General features: G+C 61.5%; 14 protein-coding genes. 4 read left to right on the plus strand and 10 right to left on the minus strand.

Annotated features, from left to right (window positions below; translation table 11 throughout):
• The first annotated feature begins 5 nt into the window (after positions 1-5).
• Positions 6-944 carry a diguanylate cyclase domain-containing protein gene (locus DNJ95_RS07255; RefSeq protein ID WP_131184054.1) on the plus strand — a complete coding sequence of 313 codons (939 nt, stop codon included), beginning with the start codon at positions 6-8 and terminating at the stop codon, positions 942-944.
• On the opposite strand, the gene DNJ95_RS07260 is transcribed toward DNJ95_RS07255, so the two are convergent.
• The 5 genes from DNJ95_RS07260 to pedF form a co-directional block, all read right to left on the minus strand.
• Positions 936-3,341: a hybrid sensor histidine kinase/response regulator gene (locus DNJ95_RS07260; protein WP_131184055.1), complete on the minus strand. Its 2,406-nt coding sequence runs from the start codon at positions 3,339-3,341 to the stop codon at positions 936-938. The genes DNJ95_RS07255 and DNJ95_RS07260 overlap by 9 nt on opposite strands.
• 224 nt (positions 3,342-3,565) lie before the next feature.
• On the minus strand, positions 3,566-5,665 hold the full coding sequence (locus DNJ95_RS07265; protein ID WP_131184056.1) for a TonB-dependent receptor family protein: 2,100 nt from the start codon (positions 5,663-5,665) through the stop codon (positions 3,566-3,568).
• A gap of 103 nt (positions 5,666-5,768) precedes the next feature.
• Entirely contained in the window at positions 5,769-6,701 is a 933-nt protein-coding gene (locus DNJ95_RS07270) for a quinoprotein relay system zinc metallohydrolase 1 (RefSeq protein WP_131184057.1), read from the minus strand.
• Between the two features lie 27 nt (positions 6,702-6,728).
• Positions 6,729-7,505, minus strand: a complete 777-nt coding sequence (locus tag DNJ95_RS07275) for a quinoprotein dehydrogenase-associated SoxYZ-like carrier (protein WP_131184058.1) — start codon at positions 7,503-7,505, stop codon at positions 6,729-6,731.
• Positions 7,502-7,936: a cytochrome c-550 PedF gene (pedF, locus tag DNJ95_RS07280; RefSeq protein WP_131184059.1), complete on the minus strand. Its 435-nt coding sequence runs from the start codon at positions 7,934-7,936 to the stop codon at positions 7,502-7,504. Before pedF ends, DNJ95_RS07275 begins: the two co-directional genes overlap by 4 nt.
• 458 nt (positions 7,937-8,394) lie before the next feature.
• On the opposite strand from pedF, the gene exaA reads away from it, so the two are divergent.
• Positions 8,395-10,254, plus strand: a complete 1,860-nt coding sequence (gene exaA, locus DNJ95_RS07285; protein WP_131184060.1) for a quinoprotein ethanol dehydrogenase — start codon at positions 8,395-8,397, stop codon at positions 10,252-10,254.
• Between the two features lie 126 nt (positions 10,255-10,380).
• Positions 10,381-11,031 (plus strand): pentapeptide repeat-containing protein, encoded by a 651-nt coding sequence (locus tag DNJ95_RS07290; RefSeq protein ID WP_131184061.1) that lies wholly within the window; start codon positions 10,381-10,383, stop codon positions 11,029-11,031.
• Positions 11,032-11,250: 219 nt separating this feature from the next.
• On the opposite strand, the gene DNJ95_RS19440 is transcribed toward DNJ95_RS07290, so the two are convergent.
• From DNJ95_RS19440 to DNJ95_RS07310, 5 genes are all read right to left on the minus strand, one after another.
• Positions 11,251-11,472, minus strand: coding sequence for a transposase (locus DNJ95_RS19440; protein WP_338069378.1), 222 nt, complete (start codon positions 11,470-11,472; stop codon positions 11,251-11,253).
• A 54-nt stretch (positions 11,473-11,526) separates the two neighbouring features.
• Positions 11,527-13,974 carry a TonB-dependent siderophore receptor gene (locus DNJ95_RS07295; protein ID WP_131184062.1) on the minus strand — a complete coding sequence of 816 codons (2,448 nt, stop codon included), beginning with the start codon at positions 13,972-13,974 and terminating at the stop codon, positions 11,527-11,529.
• 210 nt (positions 13,975-14,184) lie between these two features.
• Positions 14,185-15,147 carry a FecR domain-containing protein gene (locus tag DNJ95_RS07300; RefSeq protein ID WP_476718335.1) on the minus strand — a complete coding sequence of 321 codons (963 nt, stop codon included), beginning with the start codon at positions 15,145-15,147 and terminating at the stop codon, positions 14,185-14,187.
• A gap of 142 nt (positions 15,148-15,289) precedes the next feature.
• Entirely contained in the window at positions 15,290-15,802 is a 513-nt protein-coding gene (locus DNJ95_RS07305; protein WP_131184063.1) for a sigma-70 family RNA polymerase sigma factor, read from the minus strand.
• A gap of 532 nt (positions 15,803-16,334) precedes the next feature.
• Entirely contained in the window at positions 16,335-18,374 is a 2,040-nt protein-coding gene (locus DNJ95_RS07310) for a choline transporter (protein WP_131184064.1), read from the minus strand.
• Between the two features lie 346 nt (positions 18,375-18,720).
• Between DNJ95_RS07310 and betI the strand changes: the two genes are divergently transcribed.
• On the plus strand, positions 18,721-19,320 hold the full coding sequence (betI, locus tag DNJ95_RS07315) for a transcriptional regulator BetI (RefSeq protein WP_131184065.1): 600 nt from the start codon (positions 18,721-18,723) through the stop codon (positions 19,318-19,320).
• The last annotated feature ends 33 nt before the right edge of the window (positions 19,321-19,353 follow it).

A 19,353-nucleotide genomic window follows, 5' to 3' on the forward strand; every position in this document is an offset into this window, starting at 1 on the left:
AAAGGATGAACCACAGCTTGCAGCGGCGCAGCGCGGAACCTGCGCAGAACGATACCCTGCCCGTGGTGCTGATCGTCGATGACCAGCCGATCAACATCGCCTTTACCGGCAGCGCACTGGAGGGTATCTGCCTGCCAGTCGGCGCCAACGATGGCGAACAGGCACTGCAACTGGCGCGCCAGCATCAGCCGGACCTGATCCTGCTGGATATCCGTATGCGCACGATGGACGGTTTCGAAACCTGCCGGCGCCTCAAGAGCGACCCGCAGACCCGAAGCATCCCGGTCATCTTCCTGACCGCCCTCAAGGATGAGGAGAACGAAGAACAAGGACTGCGGGCCGGAGCCATCGACTACATCAGCAAACCCTTCAGTACCCCCCTGCTGCGGGCCCGGGTGCGCAACCACCTGCGACTCTACCGCCAGCAGCGGCAACTGGAGCGGCTCGCCCAACTGGACGGCCTGACCGGTATCGCCAACCGACGCACCTTCGATGAATTGCTGCAGAGCTGCTGGGCGCAGCAGGCGGGCAAGCAGCCACTGGCGTTGCTGATGATCGATATCGACGCCTTCAAGCGCTACAACGATTCGCTCGGGCACCAGAGCGGCGATGACGCCATCCGCCGCATCGCTCGCTGCATCGAAGCCTCGCTGCAACGCCATGAGGACCTCGTGGCCCGCTACGGTGGCGAGGAGTTCGCCTGCATCCTGCCCAATACCGATCTGAACGGAGCCGACCACCTGGCACGGACCATCCAGAATGCGGTCGCCGCGCTGCGTATCGAACACCCGGACTCACCGACTTCGCCATTCCTCACCCTGAGCATCGGCGGCGCCGCGGTGATTCCCGATCCTCAGGAATCACCGCGGCTACTGCTGAGGAAGGCCGATGCCAATCTCTACCAGGCAAAGCAGAGCGGCCGCTCGCGCACGGCGCTAGGCTGACGCGCAAGCGTGCTCCGGCAGCCGCTCCAGCACGGCCAGCAGGTCATCCGTCTGCACCGGCTTGAGCAGGCAGGCATCGAAACCCAGGGAAGCGGGAAGATGCTCCGGGCGGCGCGGTGGCGATGCCGAATAGAGCACCACCGGCAGCGTCGGCCACTGCTGGCGGACCAGCTCCAGCAGCTCCCAGCCATTCATATCGGGCATCATCTGGTCGATGATCATGATATCGACCTGCTCGGTCTGCAGGAAACACAGCGCTTCTTCGCCACTGCCGCAGGCTTCAGCGTCATAACCGTAGCCGGCCAGGAGTTCGTAGAGCATTTCCCGGGTGATGGCGATGTCATCGACGATCAGCACCCGCAGCCCCTGGCCATCGCGCAGCCGCGAATAACTCTCGATGAATACCTGCTCCAGTTCCTGCTCGCCCGCCAGCTCCACCTGCAAGTCGAAACTGAAGCGGCTGCCCTGACCGGGTGCGGACGCCACCTGCAGGCTGCTGCCCATCAGGCCAAGCATCTGCTGCACGATATACAGCCCGAGCCCCACCCCCGGCCTGCCGGCGACATTGCTGCCACGGCTGAATGGCTCCTGCAGGCGCGCCAGGTCCTTCGAGGCGATGCCGATACCCGTGTCCTGTACGCAGAAACGCAGCAACACATGCCCTTCGGGGGGATCGGGCAGACACTCGACGGACAGTTGGATATCGCCATCGTGGGTGTACTTGGCGGCATTGGCCAGCAGATTGACCAGCGTCTGGCGCAACCGGCGGAAATCGGCATTCACCAGCAGCGGCAGGTCGTCGGCGAAATGGCACTGCAAGCGGTTGCCATGGCGTTCGGCCAGGTAGCGCCCCTGCTCCCGGGTTTCCTTGAGAAAACCGAACAGATAGCCCGGCGCCGCCAGCAACTCGAGTTGCCGCACATCATTGCGCGCGTACTCGAGCAACTCGTCGATCAGTTCCAGTTGCATATGCGCACTGCGCTCGATGGCACGGGCCACCGATTCGCTGGATTTCCGCTGCTCCGGCAGCGCGCGGGCATGGTCGATCATCCCCAGCAAGGGGGTACGCAGATCATGGCCGATGCGTGCCATCAGCAGTTGCTGGTTGCGCAGGGCCTCCCCCAGTTGCGCGGTCCGCTCGGCGATGCTGTGCTCCAGGCGTTCCTGTTCGGCCTGCTTGATCTGTTCGATATCGGCCAGCGCCTGTTTCTCGCGGCGGCGCCCGAGCGCGACCTGGCTGACCAGGGTATAGAGCAACAGCACCGCGCCAGGCAGGGTGGACAAACTGAAGAAGGAATACTCGAACGGCGAAAACGGCGACCAGCCCAGGCGATGGACGAGTACCAGCGACAGTTGCAGCGTCAACAGGCTCGGCACCAGGTAGCAGAACCAGTCATAACCCAGGCGCCTCCTGTAGCCGATGAATACCGCACTCCACAGGACGACCTGGCCAACGACGCTAAGCGCGTTGCGAACAGCGTACGCGCCCTCCAGTTGCTCCGGGAACAGTATGCGCAACAGGGCATAGGCCACGAACGCCACCTGGCAAAGCGTCATGCACAGATTCAGCGGATACGGCTGGCGCCCCATCTGCAGCAGCACCCGCAGGTAGGCGAACACAAGCACACTGCACAGGGCCTGGGCGGCCAGCACCAGGCCGAGATCCAGCCCGGGCATGTCGGGCCATAGATGGACGAAACCATAGCCATTGGCCAGCGCCACATACAGGCAGTGGCTCAAAACCGCCATGGCGTGGGCGATCAGCAGGCGCAAGCGGAATATACGCCCCAGCGCCAGGCTGAACAGAATCAGCGACAGGACGATACCGTACACCATGCCATCGGCCAGGCTTTCATCCATGCGCTGCTTCAACAGGCCTTGGTGCGACACCAGCTCCGGCAATACGAAAGTCGGTAGCGTACTGGTCACGCGCATCAGCAACAGCGCCCGCGCCCCCGGCTCCAGCAATACCGGGAACGCCGGCAGGCGCACCTGCTCGGGCCATTCACGCAACGGATGGCTGGCACCACCCACCGCGCTCAGCCAACCGCCATCGCGTTGCTGATAGAGCTGGATATCACGGTTATTGCTGGAGCCGGAGAGGACGAATACCTGGCAGAAGGCCGCGCTGCGGTTTTCCAGTTCCAGCCGCAGCCAGAGCGGCGGCTTGCCGGCCCCGCGCACCAGGTTCCCCTGCCGCAGGCGCTGCCATCCATCCATTGGCAGACGGGCAACCTGCTCCACCGTCATCGCCTGGCTGCCTTCGTCATGGCCACTGGCAAAGGTATGCAGTGGGATCGGCCGCAGCGCGCAATCCTCCAGGATCAGCGGAGCGGCACTCAGCGATCCTGGTAACAGGCAGCACAACATGAGACAGGACAGCAGGACTCTGATCACATGACCTCCGTGCCGGGCAAGATAGCGAGCGGTAGAAGCTGAATCGGCCCAGGGAGAGAAGTCTTGAGCCGGATTGCCAAAAATCCGGCACAAATATAAGAGAAAGACGGAAAAATACCTATGATAAAAACAGGGAATTATTGCGGAGAAATGACTGAAGCCGGACGAGAAGGCAAGCAGCCCTCCGCGTCCAGCCTCCAACCCTCGTTTCGGCTTTTCAAAAGCTAGAAGTTGTACTCGGCCGCCGCACCGACATACCACGAGCGCCCGGGCGCCGCCTCGTAATAACGCCGGTTGCTGTCACCGACGATGACCGAACCGACGTACTGGCGGTCGAACAGGTTGTCCAGGCGCAGGGTCTGCTGCAACGTCCAGTCGCCCAGGCGCTGCTCCAGTTGTGCACGCCAGTTGAATACCGCATAGGCCGGCGCCGCCTTCTCGCGGTTGCTGTCCTCGGTATACACCTTGCTCCGGTAGAAGCCCTCCAACGCCGTACTCAAGCCATCCAGCGGCTGCCAGTTCAGCTCGACGAACAGCGTGGTACGGGGGACTCCCGGCAAATTGTTGCCGCTGTCGACGCGGCTGCCGCCGGCGTCGAAGGAAGAATCGTAGACCGCCCGCAGGTAGGTATAGGCAAGGCTGGCGCTCCACTGGGAATGCAGTTGCGCCTCCAGCCCCAGCTCCAGGCCCCGACGTTGCGTCCTGCCGGCATTCTGGTAGCGGGTACGACCGTCCTGGCTGTCGGCGATGACGATTTCGTCATCGCTATCGATCTGGAACAGCGCCGCGTTGATACGCGCCCGCTCGCCCAGCAGCGCTTTCAGCCCAAGCTCGTACTGGGTGCTGATGGAAGGTGACAGCGAGCGATTGAAGCTGCTATCCACCCCATAGGCCAGTTCGCCCAGGGTGGGCGTTTCATAGCCCCGTGCGACACTGAAGTAACCGTTCAACTCTGGCGTGAAGGCATAACCGACACTGAGCGATGGCGTGGCCTTGCGATAACGCTGGGTACCGCTGTCATCGCCATTGAAGCCGTCGATGTATTTGTCATCCACTTCGATCTCGACATTGCTGTAGCGCAAACCGCCCTGCAGGGTCCAGTCGCCCACTTGCCAGGTCAACTGCGCATAGGGGTCGAGGCTGGTCACCGTATTGAGTTCGTCACGCCGCAAGCGCCCCTTCACCCCCAGTCGAGTGGAAGACAGGAAGTTTTCGTAACCCTGGCGATCATCCTGACTGCGGTCGTACTCCAGCCCCAGGGCCAGGCGCAGGTCGCCGATAGCGCTGGGCAAGGGTTGCAGCCAGCGCAGGCTGCCACCGTGGAAATCGCGCTCGAAATCCACCACGCCGCCGCCGTGCCGGGCATTGCCCTGCGCCGCCGGGGGGATGGCCAGGTACTGGATCACATGGCGCTTGCCGCCATAGAACGTGGCCTGCAGGGTCGCATCGGCGAAATGACGCTCGTAGTTCACGCCGAGCTGCTGATGGTCGATGCTCTTGCGCGTGTCATAGAGCAGCGCATTGGCGGTCACCGAGCGCGGATCTGCCTTGTAGCCCTGCCAGCTCTGCCCCAGCGGATCATCCGTGGCATTCTGCTCCAGGCTGCTGTAGACCAGCGCCAAGCGACTGTACTCGTCCGGAGTGAAACTGAGCTTGCCGAACACCTGGTCGCGGCGGGCGGCACTGTGGTCCCGGTAGCCATCGGTATCCATGCGCGAGGCATTGAACAGGAAGCCCACGCCATTCGCCGCGCCCTCCGCATTCAGGCGATTCCTGCGCAGGCCATCGCTACCGAACAGGGTGCCGGCACCGATACGCGGCGAACCCTGGCCATCCCGCGAGAACATCTGCACCACGCCGCCGGCATTGCTGCCGTAGAGTACCGAGGCCGGGCCACGCAGCACCTCGATACGCTCGGCGCTATCGAGGTTGAAGGTCGCCGCCTGCCCCTGACCATCCGGGGTGCTGGCCGGAATGCCATCGGTGATCAGCTTGATGCCGCGCACACCGAACGCCGAGCGGGCGCCGAAACCACGCGAGGATATCTGCAGGTCCTGCGCATAGTTCTGCCGGTTCTGCACCACCAGCCCCGGCACCCGCGCCAGCGCCTCGGAAGCGTTGATACCCAACTGCCCATCGCGGATCTGCCGCGCGCTGACACTGTCGACGGAAAAAGGCAGGTCGAAACTCGCGGCGGCGCTACGCGAGCCACTGACCACCAGCGGGTCCAGTTCCAGTTGCTGGGCCGCGACATGCCCGCAAAAGGCAACGCTCACAGCAAGCGACAGGGCATCGCGGGTCAGTCGAGCAAGGCTATCGGTCATGGTCAATCCATCTCGGTATCGGTACAGGGAGTCGGACAACGATAATCCTTCTCCCGCCCGCAGGCGTCCGGCAAAGGTCTTACTACCAAAGACCACCCTCGCCTCAGGGTACCGGTTCACGCAGCACGCGCTGCTCATACGTGGGATACAGATGGCTGACGGTACGGATCAGTTCATAACGGCTCAGGTTGATCGCGGCAAAGCGCTCCGGTATCGGCAGGCGCCACACCTCGTTCATATCGGCCCCGGAAGCGGCGGCCTCGCCCAGTACGCCATCCAGCCACCCCAGGTAATCGCGCATCTGCAGCAATGGCGCGTCATCGCTTGCCAACGGGCCATGGCCCGGCACCAGAAGGCGCCACGGCAAGCCCGCCAGCGTGTCGATGTCCGCCAGCCAGATGTCCAGCCCCGGCGAATTCGGCGTGGTCAGGGCACGCTGGTAGAACACCAGGTCGCCGGCGAACAGCACGCCGCTGGTTTCATCGAGGATCGCCAGGTCGGCACCGGTATGCCCACTCAAGGCCAACAGGCGCAGGCGGTGTTCGCCCACCTGCAATAACCCCGGCTCCAGCGATTCGTCGGCCAGCACCAGCTCGGTGCCTCGCATCCAGTCGCCGACCAGGCGGTACATGTTTTCCGCCATGGCATCGCCCTGCTCCGCCAACCGCCGGTTGGTTCCCGGCAAGGCGGCGATAGGCGCTTCGCGAAACGCCTGGTTGCCCAGTACATGGTCCGGGTGGTGATGGGTCAACAGGACCTTGACCACCGGCTTGTCGGTCACTGCAGCAATCGCCCGGCGCATCGCCTCGCCATAGCGCTTCGAGGGTCCAGTGTCGATCACCACCACCCCTGCCGTTGTCAGGATGAAGGCGGTATTGACGATATTGCCGCCATTGTTCCGGTCGAAATCCTCCGTGCTGCCTTCCAGCAGCCAGGTGTTCACGGCGATCTGGCGCGGCTGCAGGCGATATTCCAATTCGCCCAGCACCGGTGTGGCGATGCACAGAAGAAACATGAAATGGAGCATCGAACGCATAGGGCCTCCCGGTTCGGCTACAGCGACCTAGAACACCGCCTCGAACTCGTTGCCATTGTTATCCCGCAGCCACAGGCGCGCCACCTCGCGCCCTTGCAACTCCAGGCTCAGGGTCGGGTTTTCACTGACCGCCGGATAGAGTTCGAGCGTGGCCAGGGCCTGCCCTTCTTCGTCGCGCAGTTGCGCCTGGTTCAGGAAGAACTCCGGAATAGCGTCGACCAGGCCGTTATCCATCGGATGGGAAACCCGCAAACGCAGACGGCTGCCATCGGCGCGCTGGAAACGCGCACCCAGCACTTCCCCCAGGTGCTTCTCCCAACCTGGCTGGCTGCGCACCACACTGGGCGCCGTACAGCCACCGCCCGCCGCCTCCACCCGGGCGGAACCGACATGCCAGACACCATCGCGGGTCAATGCCGCCGCGCGAATGGCGGTCGCCTGTTCGACCCGGATACGGATGGCGAGCACGGGCAGGACCTGCTCGCCAGGGTGAAAGGTGAAGACCCGCGGGATCGGATTGAGCTCGGCCCAGGCCTCGATACGCAGCACCTCGCCGGGCACTTCGCGGGCATCCACCTGGATCGGTACCTGTCGCGCGTCCTCGGCAAAAGGCGGTGCCAGTACCTTGACCCGCTCATCGAAGACATAGGGCTCCCCCTTCAGCAATCGCTGATAGTGGTAATCCCACATCGTCGACTGCAGAGGGTCGCGCCCGGCGGCCCAGGCATTTCCCAATACGCTCGCCAGCAGTAGAAGCAGCGGCAGGTATCTGGCCCATGCAACCCTCCTCGAACCGGCTGTCATTTGCCGACGCGGCTCTCGATATAGGTCCGAATGGCCCACAAGGCTTCCTGACTCAGGTGATCGGCCATGCGCGGCATATAGACCGCGCCATCTCGCACGGCACCGTTGATGACACGCTCTTTGAACCACTCATCGCCACTGATATCCGCCTCCAGCTCGCGTAGATCGGGTGCGATACCGCCGGACATGGCCTCCAGGCCGTGGCAGCGCGCACAGTTCTGGTTGTAGGCCGACGAGCCGATGTCCACCGCCAGATCGTGCTCGGGCGAACTTCCACGGTAAGGGTTCTCGTCCAGCCACTCGGCACCGAGCGGCGTCAGGCCATCGGTATTCACCGCTTGCGGCACCATATCCCCATGAGCCATGACGGACCCGGTAGCGCCCAGTGCACCTGCGACCAGCAGTGCGCGCAACATTTTCTTCTTGTTCATGACTACCACCTTCTTTTCGTGATTCCTGCAAGGCACGCGCGCCAGGCCGGGCAAGCCCTGCGCAGCGCATGGCAGACATCTTAGAAAGGAGGCGGGAAACGCCAGAATGCTGCTTTGGTGGCCGACTTCTGCTCCCTTGGCATGGGGGCGGGGGAGTAGATTTTGCGCCCCTGGTAGCACTACCTCAGTAGCACACCCAAATCATGCCCGGATTGGGAACTTTTCCCGACTTTAGCGGGAATAATTCCGTATCCGGGCAGTGCCCGAGGTTCCAATAATCGAATCGCCGGGCCGCTTGACGCAGCCTCGTGGCAACTTCGCGGGCAACGCTGCCAGCCGGCGGGAAAGGCTCGCCCCAGGGTTGTGGGCAAGCAAGGAGATCCGGCGCACAACGCTCCCGCAAGTCGTTATACAGCCAGCAATGGCGGCCTAGTTCGAACAATAATGGGAACCAGAACATGACAACAAAATCGTTACCCAGCAGCAAACGCCCCCTCGCCTTCGCCGTCCAGTGCCTGGCGCTGGCCAGCAGCCTGGGCCTGGCTGGCGCAGCCAACGCCAAGCCTGTCACCTGGGAGGACATCGCCAACGACCACGTCACCACGCAGGACGTCCTGCAATACGGCCTCGGCACCAATGCCCAGCGCTGGAGCCCGCTGGCCAAGGTCAACGACAAGAACGTATTCAAGCTGACTCCGGCCTGGTCCTTCTCCTTCGGCGACGAGAAACAGCGCGGCCAGGAATCCCAGGCCATCGTCCATGATGGCGTGATCTACGTAACCGGCTCCTACTCGCGCATCTTCGCCCTCGACGCCAAGACCGGCAAACGTCTCTGGAGCTATGCCCACCGCCTACCCGACGACATCCGCCCCTGCTGCGACGTGGTCAACCGCGGTGCCGCCATCTATGGCGACAAGATCTACTTCGGCACCCTCGACGCCCGCGTCGTGGCGTTGAACAAGGACACCGGCAAGGTCGTCTGGAACAAGAAATTCGGTGACCATAGCGCGGGCTACACCATGACCGGTGCCCCGACCATCATCAAAGACCAGAAGAGCGGCAAGACCCTGTTGATCCACGGCAGCTCCGGCGACGAGTTCGGCGTGGTCGGCCAACTGTTCGCCCGCGACCCGGACACCGGCGAAGAAGTCTGGATGCGGCCCTTCGTCGAAGGCCACATCGGCCGCCTGAACGGCAAGGAAAGCACCCCCACCGGCGACATCAAGGCACCGTCCTGGCCGGATGACCCCAACCACCCGACCGGCAAGAAGGAAGCCTGGAGCCAGGGCGGCGGCGCCCCATGGCAGAGCGCCAGCTTCGATGCCGAAACCAACACCATCATCATCGGCACCGGCAACCCGGCCCCCTGGAATGGCTGGGCGCGCACCTCCGACGGTGGCAACCCGCACGATTACGACAGCCTCTACACCTCCGGCCAGGTCGGCGTGGACCCGACCAGCGGCGAAGTGAAGTGGTTCTACCAGCACACGCCGAACGATGCCTGGGACTTCTCCGGCAACAACGAACTGGTGCTGTTCGACTACAAGGACAAGAACGGCAAGGTCACCAAGGCGACTGCCCACGCCGACCGCAACGGCTTCTTCTATGTGGTGGATCGTGCCAACGGCAAGCTGAAAAATGCCTTCCCGTTCGTCGACAAGATCACCTGGGCGACCCATATCGACCTGGAAACCGGTCGTCCGGTGGAAGTCGAAGGCCAGCGCCCGCCCAAGCCCGAGGCGGGCGAGAAGCACGGCAAGTCCATCGAAGTCTCGCCGCCGTTCCTCGGCGGCAAGAACTGGAACCCGATGGCCTACAGCCAGGACACCGGCCTGTTCTATGTTCCGGCCAACCACTGGAAAGAGGACTACTGGACCGAGGAAGTCAGCTACAAGAAAGGCTCCGCCTACCTGGGCCAGGGCTTCCGCATCAAGCGCCTGTTCGATGACCACGTCGGCATCCTGCGTGCGATGAACCCGACCACCGGCAAAGTGGCCTGGGAACACAAGGAAAAACTGCCACTGTGGGCCGGCGTGCTGGCCACCAAGGGCAACCTGGTGTTCACCGGCACCGGCGACGGCTACTTCAAGGCATTCGATGCCAGGAACGGCAAGGAGCTGTGGAAGTTCCAGGTCGGTACCGGGATCATTTCCCCGCCCATCACCTGGGAACAGGATGGCGAGCAATACATCGGCGTGACCGCCGGCTACGGCGGTGCAGTACCGCTGTGGGGCGGCGACATGGCCGAACTGACCAAGCCGGTCGCCCAGGGCGGTTCCTTCTGGGTATTCAAGCTGCCGAGCTGGGAGAAGAACTGATGGCCGCATGACGAGCCCTGCGGGGCGCGTTTCCAGAGACCTGGCGTCACGCCAGGTTCTCTGCGAAAGCAGCGGAGTTCCGGTGTTTTCCCAGAGAACCTACAACTACAACAAACAGGTATCGCCATGAAATTGCACAGACTGCTTCCCCTCGCCCTGCTCCTGGCAGCCCAAGCGGCACCCGCCGACGACAGCGACGCCCTGGTCATCAAGGGCTGCCGTATCGCCCCGGAAAGCCAGTGCCCGAACGCCGACCTGCGTGGCGCCGACCTGAGCAACCAGGACATGAAGAGCATGAACCTGGCCGGTGCCGACCTGCGCGGCGCCGACCTGCGCCACGCTCGGCTGGACCTGGCCAACCTGGAAAAAGCCAAACTGCAAAAGGCCAACCTGACCCGCGCCAGCCTGCAACAGGCCAACCTGCGCCTGGCGGATTTCACCGAGGCCAGGCTGGTCGCCATCCAGGGCTGGGGACTGTTCGGCCAGGCCGCCCAGTTCCAGGACGCCGACCTGACCGCCGCCTATCTGGAATTCGCCCGTATCAGCGGCGCCAGGATGCACGGGGCCAACCTGACCGCCGCCGACCTGGAAATGACCTGGCTGAGCAAGGCCGACCTCAAGGGCGCCAACCTCACCGACGCCAACCTGCAGGAAGCCAAGTTCGGCGAGGCCAACCTGGAAAACGCCACACTCACCGGCGCCCGCCGCCACTACGCCAATTTCCAGGGCACCAATATGGAAGGCTGCACCGACTGCCCGCATGACTGGGACAAGTAAAGGCGACAGCTCCTGCTCCCTGAGCCCACATACCCGTCATTGTGGAAAACCGGGCTATTCACTGCGTTACGTTTCTCGCTGTTTTCACCTTGCGGGGCACCAGCTCGCAAGATCGTGGGCAGATTCTGACAGCCAGGCCTTTCAACAACTTTGCCAGGGCGAATAGCGGGGTAGACGCGGCTGCATGTCCCCTCGCGGAACAGGGCCAGGGAGAGAGGGCTACCGACAGGCAGTCCGGGGCTGAGGATCTGCCGAGGGGCTGGGTGTTGAGGGGGAAGAGGCCTTACGAATCCAGTTGCTCAAGGTCTGAGCGGTGCAACCAATCTTACTGGACACGGCCTCGATGGCCGCCCATTGGGAGTCGTGCGACTCGCGGACTTCGTAGACCATTCGCACGGCACGCTCGCGGACTTCAGGGGAAAACTTCGGTGGCTTTGGCATAGTGGCTCCAGTTTCTCAAAAGGTGGAGCCTCCGCGATACCCGGGGCGGTTCAATCAGAAATCGTATCTGGCTCCCACAGTGATGTTGCGGGGGGCGCCGTAGTAGGCATAGGCCAAACTGCCAAGGGCTGTGTAGTATTTCTTGTCGAACAGGTTGTTGACGTTGAGGGTGGCGGAAAGATTCCGGTTAAATTTATAGCGAGCCATGGCATCGAAGACTACAAAATCATCTTGTGTGGCTTTGTAGTAGACGTTGGATACTGTAATAGGCAGCGTGGACATTTTTGATTGCCAGCGTGCGCCACCGCCAATTGTGAGCCCTTCCAAGTCTCCGGAGAAGAGGTAGGTATTCCAGAGTTTTACAGTGTCTGTGGGGTGTTCTACTTCTTTGCGAACGCCGTCACCATCTTCTGATCGCGAGTGGCTGTAGCTAGCGCTAATGTTCCAGTCAGGTAATACTTCGCCAGCAATTTCAACATCGATACCCTTGGTTTCCATGCCATCGATGGCTCGAGAATAGGCAATGCCCTGGTTATAGCCAGCAATTTCGGTGGCGTTGTCACGCTTGATCTGGTAAGCCGCTATATTGGCATTTAGGCGGCCATCGTAAAATTCGCCTTTCCAGCCGGCTTCATAGTTTGCTCCTACCTGCGGATCTATAACCTTACCATTGATGTCGATGACGTTGTTAGGGGTGAAAATATCGGTATAGCTGATATAGACTGATTGTTGAGATGTTAGGTCGTAAATCATTCCAGCATAAGGGGTTACTTGGCCAGATTTTTTATAGCTACTTGTACCATGGTAACTGCTGGCAGGTATGGAAATAATCTGGTCAAATTTGTAGTCGGAGGTGCGTGCGCCCAGTATGACATGAAACCTGTCAGTAGGATTTAAGCGAAGGGCGGTATAGTAGCCCTTTTGAATGATATGGTAATCGTCAAATACATCCTCATCATTGTCTAGTGCATATGTTGTCTCATTGGTTAATTGATTTGGATTGGATAGGCTCATAATTCCTTCAGCGTATCCGAGCGATTTGTAATCGCTCTTATATCTGCTGAATTCATAGCCAATGATTGCCTGATGTTCTCTGCCAAGCAACGAGAATGGACCTTGCAGATTGATGGCGGCGGACTTTTGATTTAATGGATTGATTATGCTGGCTATTCGCTCTGCTCTGAATTTACCCGTTTCCTTATTTGCGCTGTTGCCTCTATTAGCTGTCATGGCGGCAAGATTTCTTTCTTCTCGTTCGACATCCATATAGTTTCCTGCTATGGATAGTTTCCAGTTGTTTTCCAGTGCTTGATCAAGATTAAAGAAGTAATTGGTTGTTTGGAATTGTGAGTTAATGTATTTGGAGCCGGCTGTGGCGGAGTGGGGTAAGTTTGTCTGTTCTCCGTTGCTGTAGAATACTGGAACCCCCGTCTGCCCATTATTCTCATATTTTGAATGGTCGATGCCAAATCGCACCGTTGTTTTATTCGTAATGTCGGCCTCTGTTACGCCATAAAGAGTGTCTCTCTTCTGGTTGTAATGATCGGTAAAAGTGTCATTATCCTGCTTGGCACCGACAAAGCGGGCGCGCAGCTTGCCGCTTTCTATCAGCGGGCCAGAAACATCTACCTGACCTCGGTAGTCATCCCATCGGCCGACGCTGCCTGATAGAGTAGCCTGGAATTCCTTGGTGGGTTTCTTGCGTACCATATTGACCACACCACTCGGCACGCCGGCACCGGTCATCAATCCGGTTGCACCACGTACGACTTCGATCCTGTCGTAAATCGACATGTCGGTATAGGTCTGTGTTAAATTTTGAGTTGCGTTCTGCAGGTGGGTGGTAAGACCATCATATTGATATTTGCTGATTTGTTGGCCGCGCGAGTAAATATTAAAGCGCTCAGCTGCATCGCGGGAAATGGTGACGCCCGGCGTTTGTTCCAGTGTCTTGGTAATACTGGTCAGATTTTGATCGTCCATACGTTGCCGGGTAACGACGCTGATGGATTGCGGAGTTTCGCGGATGGACAGGTTCATCTTGGTGGCGGTACTGGTGACGCCGGTGGTGTAGCTGCCAGTACCTTCGGTGGTAGCGAGGCCTTTGAGCGAGGTACCGGTTACACTGGTCGCCCCCAGTTCCAGCACATCAGCCCCACTCCGCTCCAATAATACATAACTCCCATTCCCCTGCCGTACCGCCTGCAAACCCGTACCGGAAAGGATGGCAGCGAAGCCCTGCTCGGCGCTGTACTGCCCATGCAGGCCGGCAGACTGGCGCCCACGAAGCTGTGCGGAATCGAACGAGATCGCCGCACCGGCAGCGCCGGCGAAGCGGCTGAGCACGGTGTTCAGGCTGCCTGCCGCGATCTCGTAGGTACGGATATCCGCCCGGGCCTGCGCGGCCTCGGCCAACGCCAGCGGGCTGGTGCCCATAAGGCCGATCAGGCCGAAGCGAATGGCATTGGCCAGCAGGCCGGCCCTGAATGGTTGATGGATCATGCTGTTCCTCCCCTGGTCAACGCTCGAATGACGTTGTTCGAGGAGTAGCCGAACGGGAATGCAGGAAAGTGCAAGGTGAATCGCTTTATTTCGCAATTGACCATATCCGTAATGCGATGGGCTCGCTGGCGAGTCCACACAGAGAATGGGTCGAGGAACACAGCGGCGATACCCATCGGTAACGATGGCTACCGCCACGCTCGAGCCATCCTATCCAGGGGCCCGGGTCAGCGTTACCCAATAGCGGGTGCGCCGGACGGCCTGCAACCCAAGGCCGCTTTCCAGCGCCGCCAGCGCCAGGTCGGTGTCGTCGATGGGAAAGGCGCCGGAGACATTCAGGGCGGCGATGGCCGGATCGCAGCGCAGGATGCCGTGGCGGTAGCGGGACAGCTCCGCGAGTACCGCATGCAGCGGGCGGTCGACCACCACCAGGCTACCCTGCTGCCAGGCCGCCACGCCCGGCGCGTTGTTTTCCACCGGGGATATGCCCTGGCCATCGAAACGGCTGGTCTGCCCTTCCGCCACACGCTGTACGTCGCCCTGGGCCGTGGTGACGAGCACCGCACGCTGCAACACCGCCACTTCACTGCCCTGCTCGCCGCAACGGACGGTGAAGCGCGTACCCAGCGCCTGAACCCGGCCATGGGGCGTCTCGACCAGGAAAGGTCGCTGCAGCCCATCGGCGGCAGTCTCGACCAGTATCTCGCCGCGCAGCAGCCGCAACAGCCGCTGCTGCGGATCGAAATGCACGTCCAGCGCCGTATCGGTATTGAGCATCAGGCTGGAACCATCCGCCAGCCGGTGGCTTTGCCGCTGCCCCACGGCACTGCGGTAGTCCGCCTGCCAGGCTTGCCGGTAGTCGCTACGCCAACCCAGCCAACCGGCTCCGCCAAGCAGCACGACGAACCCCAGCAGTTCGCGCCGCGAAGGATATGCGGCGCGCTGCTGCAAGGTGGCCCGGGCAATCCGGCCAGGGACTCGTTCGACCTGCTCACGCACTGCCTGTATACGCTGCCAGGCCTGCTGGTGAAGAGGATCGGCTGCGTGCCAGCTCGCCCATTCGGCCTCCTCTGCCTGACTGGCCGCACCTGAGGACAGACGCGCATACCAGACAGCAGCCGCACGGATGGCTGCGCGCTCCTGCTCGGAAATATCCATATCGGAGCGGCTCATGGATCCATGCCTTTCAACGTCTTGGTACAAACGGCGGCAGGCTTGGATCGGAATACCAGTACCCCCACGGCGTTTAGCCTGCCGTCTGTAGCGTGCAGCCTGTAGCCACTCCCACCCGTAAGCCGCCCGGCGTGTCGATGGCTCATAGCCCCAGCCGCATCAGACAGCAGTGCTCCATGGCCTTGGCCATATGGTTGTTCACCGTGCGCAGGGAAATCCCCAGTTCCCCGGCGATACGCGCATAGGTCAGGCCTTCGACCTGGGAGAGGATGAACACCTGCCGGACCCTCGGGCCAAGCCCTTCGAGCATACGGTCGATTTCCATCAGCGCCTCGAACAACAGGGCCTGCTCTTCCAGCGAAGGCACTTGCGCCTCGGGCAGGCTGGCCAGGACTTCCTGGTAGCTCTGCTCCAGGGTGCGCCGGCGGAACAGGTCGAGCATGATGCCCTTGGCCACTACCGAGAGGTAATGCCTGGGCTCGCGGATATCCAGCGCATTGCGCTTGCGGATGATGCGCAGGAAGGTGTCCTGGGAAACGTCGTCGGCATCGCTGGCGCTGCCCAGCCGCTTGCGCAGCCAGCCTTTCAACCAGCGATGGTGCTCGGTGTAGAGACTGGTTACTGCACTGTGCAGGGCTGGATCATCCGACGACATGACAGATACTTGAGCAGCTAATGAAAACGACTTGCATTGTCGTCCCCGGGCATGGGCCCTTGCAAGCCCGTGTAATCGAAAAGGCCGGAACCATCCGGCCCACGATCGATGCCGCACTTCGTCGGCCCGTCCATCGCGCCACGCCCCTCCCCCCGAGCGACCTAACGTATGCACACATCTATGTCTTGCCCTGTCGTTCCCGGTGTCGCGAACCCAGGTGCCACGCTCGTAAGCTCACCCGCCCTTATCCTACGGGCGCCACCGAAAGTGGCTGTGCGGATGCCTGGTGGCGGGATGGGGACTTCGCCGCCAGGGATGGCGGCGAAGAGCTACAGGGAGGTATTCACGCGTACCCCGTCCCGACACCAGGCATTCGCACAGGAACGCGAATCCCGAGGCTGAGCCATCGCGCTCTTGGCCGAAAAAACGCTGGAAAGCCGACCGGAGGAAAGAGCGGGACCGCCGCTGTTCTGCGTCCGGCTTTCCAGCCTCCAGCGCCCTTATCGAAACGAGCATCGCGCCTGGCGCCCGCTCACTCCGGGAAGGTAAGGGTATTGCCTGGCGCTTCGCGGTAGATGTGCAGGAAGTTCAGGTGGCGCTCGTAGTGGTCGAGGATATCGTTGATCACCTGGTGCTTGCTGTAGTCCATCAGGTCGTTGCCCTGGGTGCCTTCGCGCAGGTAGGTCTCCAGGCGGTAGTAATGGGACTTGCCGGAGCGCGCGCGGTAGGTGAAACCTGGCACCGCATATGCCTGCGGCCAGATCTGGTAGACGAAGTTCTGCTCGTCGCCCAGCAGCACCACCAGCTCCAGGTGGCTGAGCTTCTCGTCGCCGGTCGGCGGGTGCTCGGTGAACTGCACCTTGGCGCCACGCAGTTCGAGCTCCTGGGCGACTTCCTGCATCGCCGGGCGGCAGACCCTGTCGAGCATCTTCTGCGTGTGCGTGGTGCCGGGGAAGTTCATCACCCGCGACAACCGCTGCTTCCAGTTCAACGAGGCATCGACCGAGGTCGCCGGCATGCTGGACAACGGCTGCTGTGTGCTGGCCTTGCGGTAGTCCTCCAGGCGCATCGACTTGTACAACCCGGCCATCACGAAGAACATCACGAAGCTGAACGGCAGGCCCATGATCACCGTGGTGTTCTGCAACGCGGTGATGCCGTCGGTCATCAGCATGCCCAAGGTCAGCAGGCCGATGGTCACGGACCAGAAGATGCGCAGCCAGTTGGGCGCGTCATTGTTGATGTCGGCCAGCTTCGAGGTGAAATTGCCGAGCACCAGCGAGCCCGAGTCCGCCGAGGTCACGTAGAACAGCAGGCCGGTGATGGTGGCCACCGAGGCGCTCAGGGTGAAGCCCGGGTACTGCGCCAGCAAGCTGTAGACGCCGCGTTCCGGATAATTGATGACTTCGTTGGCGAAGCCGATATTGCCGGCTTGCAGAATCTGGTACAGCGCGCTGTTGCCGAAGATCGACAGCCACAGCAGGGTGAACACGAAGGGAATGATCAGCGTGCCCAGTACGAACTGGCGAATCGTCCGCCCGCGCGAGATGCGTGCCAGGAACAGCCCGACGAACGGCGCCCAGGCCACCCACCAGGCCCAGAAGAACAGGGTCCAGCTATTCATCCACTCGGTCGGCCGGTCGAAGGCGAAGCTGTTCAGCGTCATGCCGAGGAAGCGGTTGACGTAGTCGCCGATGTTCAGCACCAGCGCATTGAGCAGGAACTCGGTGTTACCGAAGAACAGCAGGAACAGCAGCAGCCCCAGCGCCAGCAGGACGTTCAGTTCGGAGAGGATGCGGATACCGCGGTTGACGCCGGAGATCACCGAAATGGTCGCCATCACCACCGACAGCAGGATCAGCGCGCCCTGCACGGCCAGGTTCTCCGGCAGGTCGAAGAGCACCTTCAAACCATAGTTCAACTGGACCACGCCGATACCCAGGGTGGTCGCGATGCCGAAGATGGTGCCGATCACCGCGGCGATATCCACGCTATGGCCGATCGGCCCATAGATGCGCTTGCCGAAGATCGGGTAGAGCGAGGAACGGATGGTCAGCGGCAGGTTGTAGCGATAGCTGAAATAACCGAGGGCGATGCCCATCAGCGCATACATCGACCAGCCGGTCAGGCCGTAGTGGAACAGCGTCCAGACCATCGCCTGGCGCGCGGCCTCCACCGTCTGCCCCTCGCCTTCCGGCGGCAGCATGTACTGGGTCACCGGTTCCGCCACCGAGAAGAACATCAGGTCGATGCCAATACCGGCGGCGAACAACATCGCCGACCAGCTCATCAGGCTGAACTCGGGCTTGGACTGCTCGGGGCCGAGCTTTATCTCGCCGAAGCGCGAGGTCGCCACGAAGATGACGAAGACGATATAGAGCGTGGCGGCCAGCAGGTAGTACCAGCCGAAGGTCGACGAGACCCAGCCGAGCACCGCGCTGATGGTCCTGCCCGATACCTCGGTGAAGAACACGGTCATCATGGTGAAGGCCAGGATCAGCCCCGCCGATACGAAGAAAACCACCCTGTTGAGAGTGTCCGCGGGTTTCGTCTGGAGGTCGCTTGAATTCATGTTGTCCCCTGGAAGATCCCTGAAAAGTCGCACCGCAATCCGCCCGCCGAAAACGCCGCTCGACGACGGCCGGACACTCGCCCGGCAGCATTCGGAACGCATCCCGGCCTGGCCAAGCAGCGCAGGAAGGCCATCCTGTCGACGCTTGCACGCACGCCGATGAAGCCGATGAAGTTGGACAGCGCTTCACCTGAAAGGAGCGGGGCCACGGTGCATAGCGCAGAAAATATACTTTTTATTGATTGAACGTTCAATTAAAAACAAATAGATTGGCCGGGTAACAGCATTGGCCGCCGTGCCCGAACGCAAGCCCGGGCACGGTGGGGAAAACCTTCAGGAGCGGGAAATGCCGAAAGTGGGAATGCAGCCGATACGTCGGCAGCAGTTGATCGAAGCGACCCTCGCCGCAGTCAACGAGGTGGGTATGCACGAAGCGTCGATCGCGCAGATCGCGCGGCGCGCCGGAGTCTCCAACGGCATCATCAGCCACTACTTCCGTGACAAGAACGGCCTGTTGGAAGCGACCATGCGCTACCTGCTGACACACCTGGGCAGAGGTGTCAGGGAACGTCTCGCGGCACTCGCCGACGATGCCCCACAGGCACGCCTGCGCGCGATCGCCATCGCCAACTTCGACGACAGTCAGACCAACGCCGCGGCGATGAAGACCTGGCTGGCGTTCTGGGCCAGCAGCATGCATCACCCGCAGCTCTACCGCTTGCAGCAGGTCAACGACCGTCGGCTGTACTCGAACCTCTGTTACGAGTTCCGCCGTTTCCTGCCGCGTGATGAGGCGCGCCTGGCGGCCCAGGGCATGGCCGGGCTGATCGACGGGCTATGGCTGCGCAGCGTGCTCAGCGGTGAACCCTTCGATCACCAGCGGGCCTTACTGATTATCGAGCGCTATATCGCTGCGCAGGAACAGCATAACGAGCCACGGCCGTAGGGTGCGCCGTGTGCACCGGCTTACTGTCGGTGC

This window comes from Stutzerimonas kirkiae (genome assembly GCF_004327335.1).
In the GTDB taxonomy this organism is placed as follows: domain Bacteria; phylum Pseudomonadota; class Gammaproteobacteria; order Pseudomonadales; family Pseudomonadaceae; genus Stutzerimonas; species Stutzerimonas kirkiae.

What these genes read in the sequence shown, in the direction of transcription:
- betI (WP_131184065.1), top strand. Translation starts at nt 18,721, where the DNA reads ATGCCGAAAGTGGGAATGCAGCCGATACGTCGGCAGCAGTTGATCGAA.
- DNJ95_RS07300 (WP_476718335.1), bottom strand. Translation starts at nt 15,147, where the DNA reads ATGAGCCGCTCCGATATGGATATTTCCGAGCAGGAGCGCGCAGCCATC.
- DNJ95_RS07310 (WP_131184064.1), bottom strand. Translation starts at nt 18,374, where the DNA reads ATGAATTCAAGCGACCTCCAGACGAAACCCGCGGACACTCTCAACAGG.
- DNJ95_RS07275 (WP_131184058.1), bottom strand. Translation starts at nt 7,505, where the DNA reads ATGACAGCCGGTTCGAGGAGGGTTGCATGGGCCAGATACCTGCCGCTG.
- exaA (WP_131184060.1), top strand. Translation starts at nt 8,395, where the DNA reads ATGACAACAAAATCGTTACCCAGCAGCAAACGCCCCCTCGCCTTCGCC.
- DNJ95_RS19440 (WP_338069378.1), bottom strand. Translation starts at nt 11,472, where the DNA reads ATGCCAAAGCCACCGAAGTTTTCCCCTGAAGTCCGCGAGCGTGCCGTG.
- DNJ95_RS07265 (WP_131184056.1), bottom strand. Translation starts at nt 5,665, where the DNA reads ATGACCGATAGCCTTGCTCGACTGACCCGCGATGCCCTGTCGCTTGCT.
- DNJ95_RS07255 (WP_131184054.1), top strand. Translation starts at nt 6, where the DNA reads ATGAACCACAGCTTGCAGCGGCGCAGCGCGGAACCTGCGCAGAACGAT.
- DNJ95_RS07295 (WP_131184062.1), bottom strand. Translation starts at nt 13,974, where the DNA reads ATGATCCATCAACCATTCAGGGCCGGCCTGCTGGCCAATGCCATTCGC.
- DNJ95_RS07305 (WP_131184063.1), bottom strand. Translation starts at nt 15,802, where the DNA reads ATGTCGTCGGATGATCCAGCCCTGCACAGTGCAGTAACCAGTCTCTAC.
- DNJ95_RS07270 (WP_131184057.1), bottom strand. Translation starts at nt 6,701, where the DNA reads ATGCGTTCGATGCTCCATTTCATGTTTCTTCTGTGCATCGCCACACCG.
- DNJ95_RS07290 (WP_131184061.1), top strand. Translation starts at nt 10,381, where the DNA reads ATGAAATTGCACAGACTGCTTCCCCTCGCCCTGCTCCTGGCAGCCCAA.
- pedF (WP_131184059.1), bottom strand. Translation starts at nt 7,936, where the DNA reads ATGAACAAGAAGAAAATGTTGCGCGCACTGCTGGTCGCAGGTGCACTG.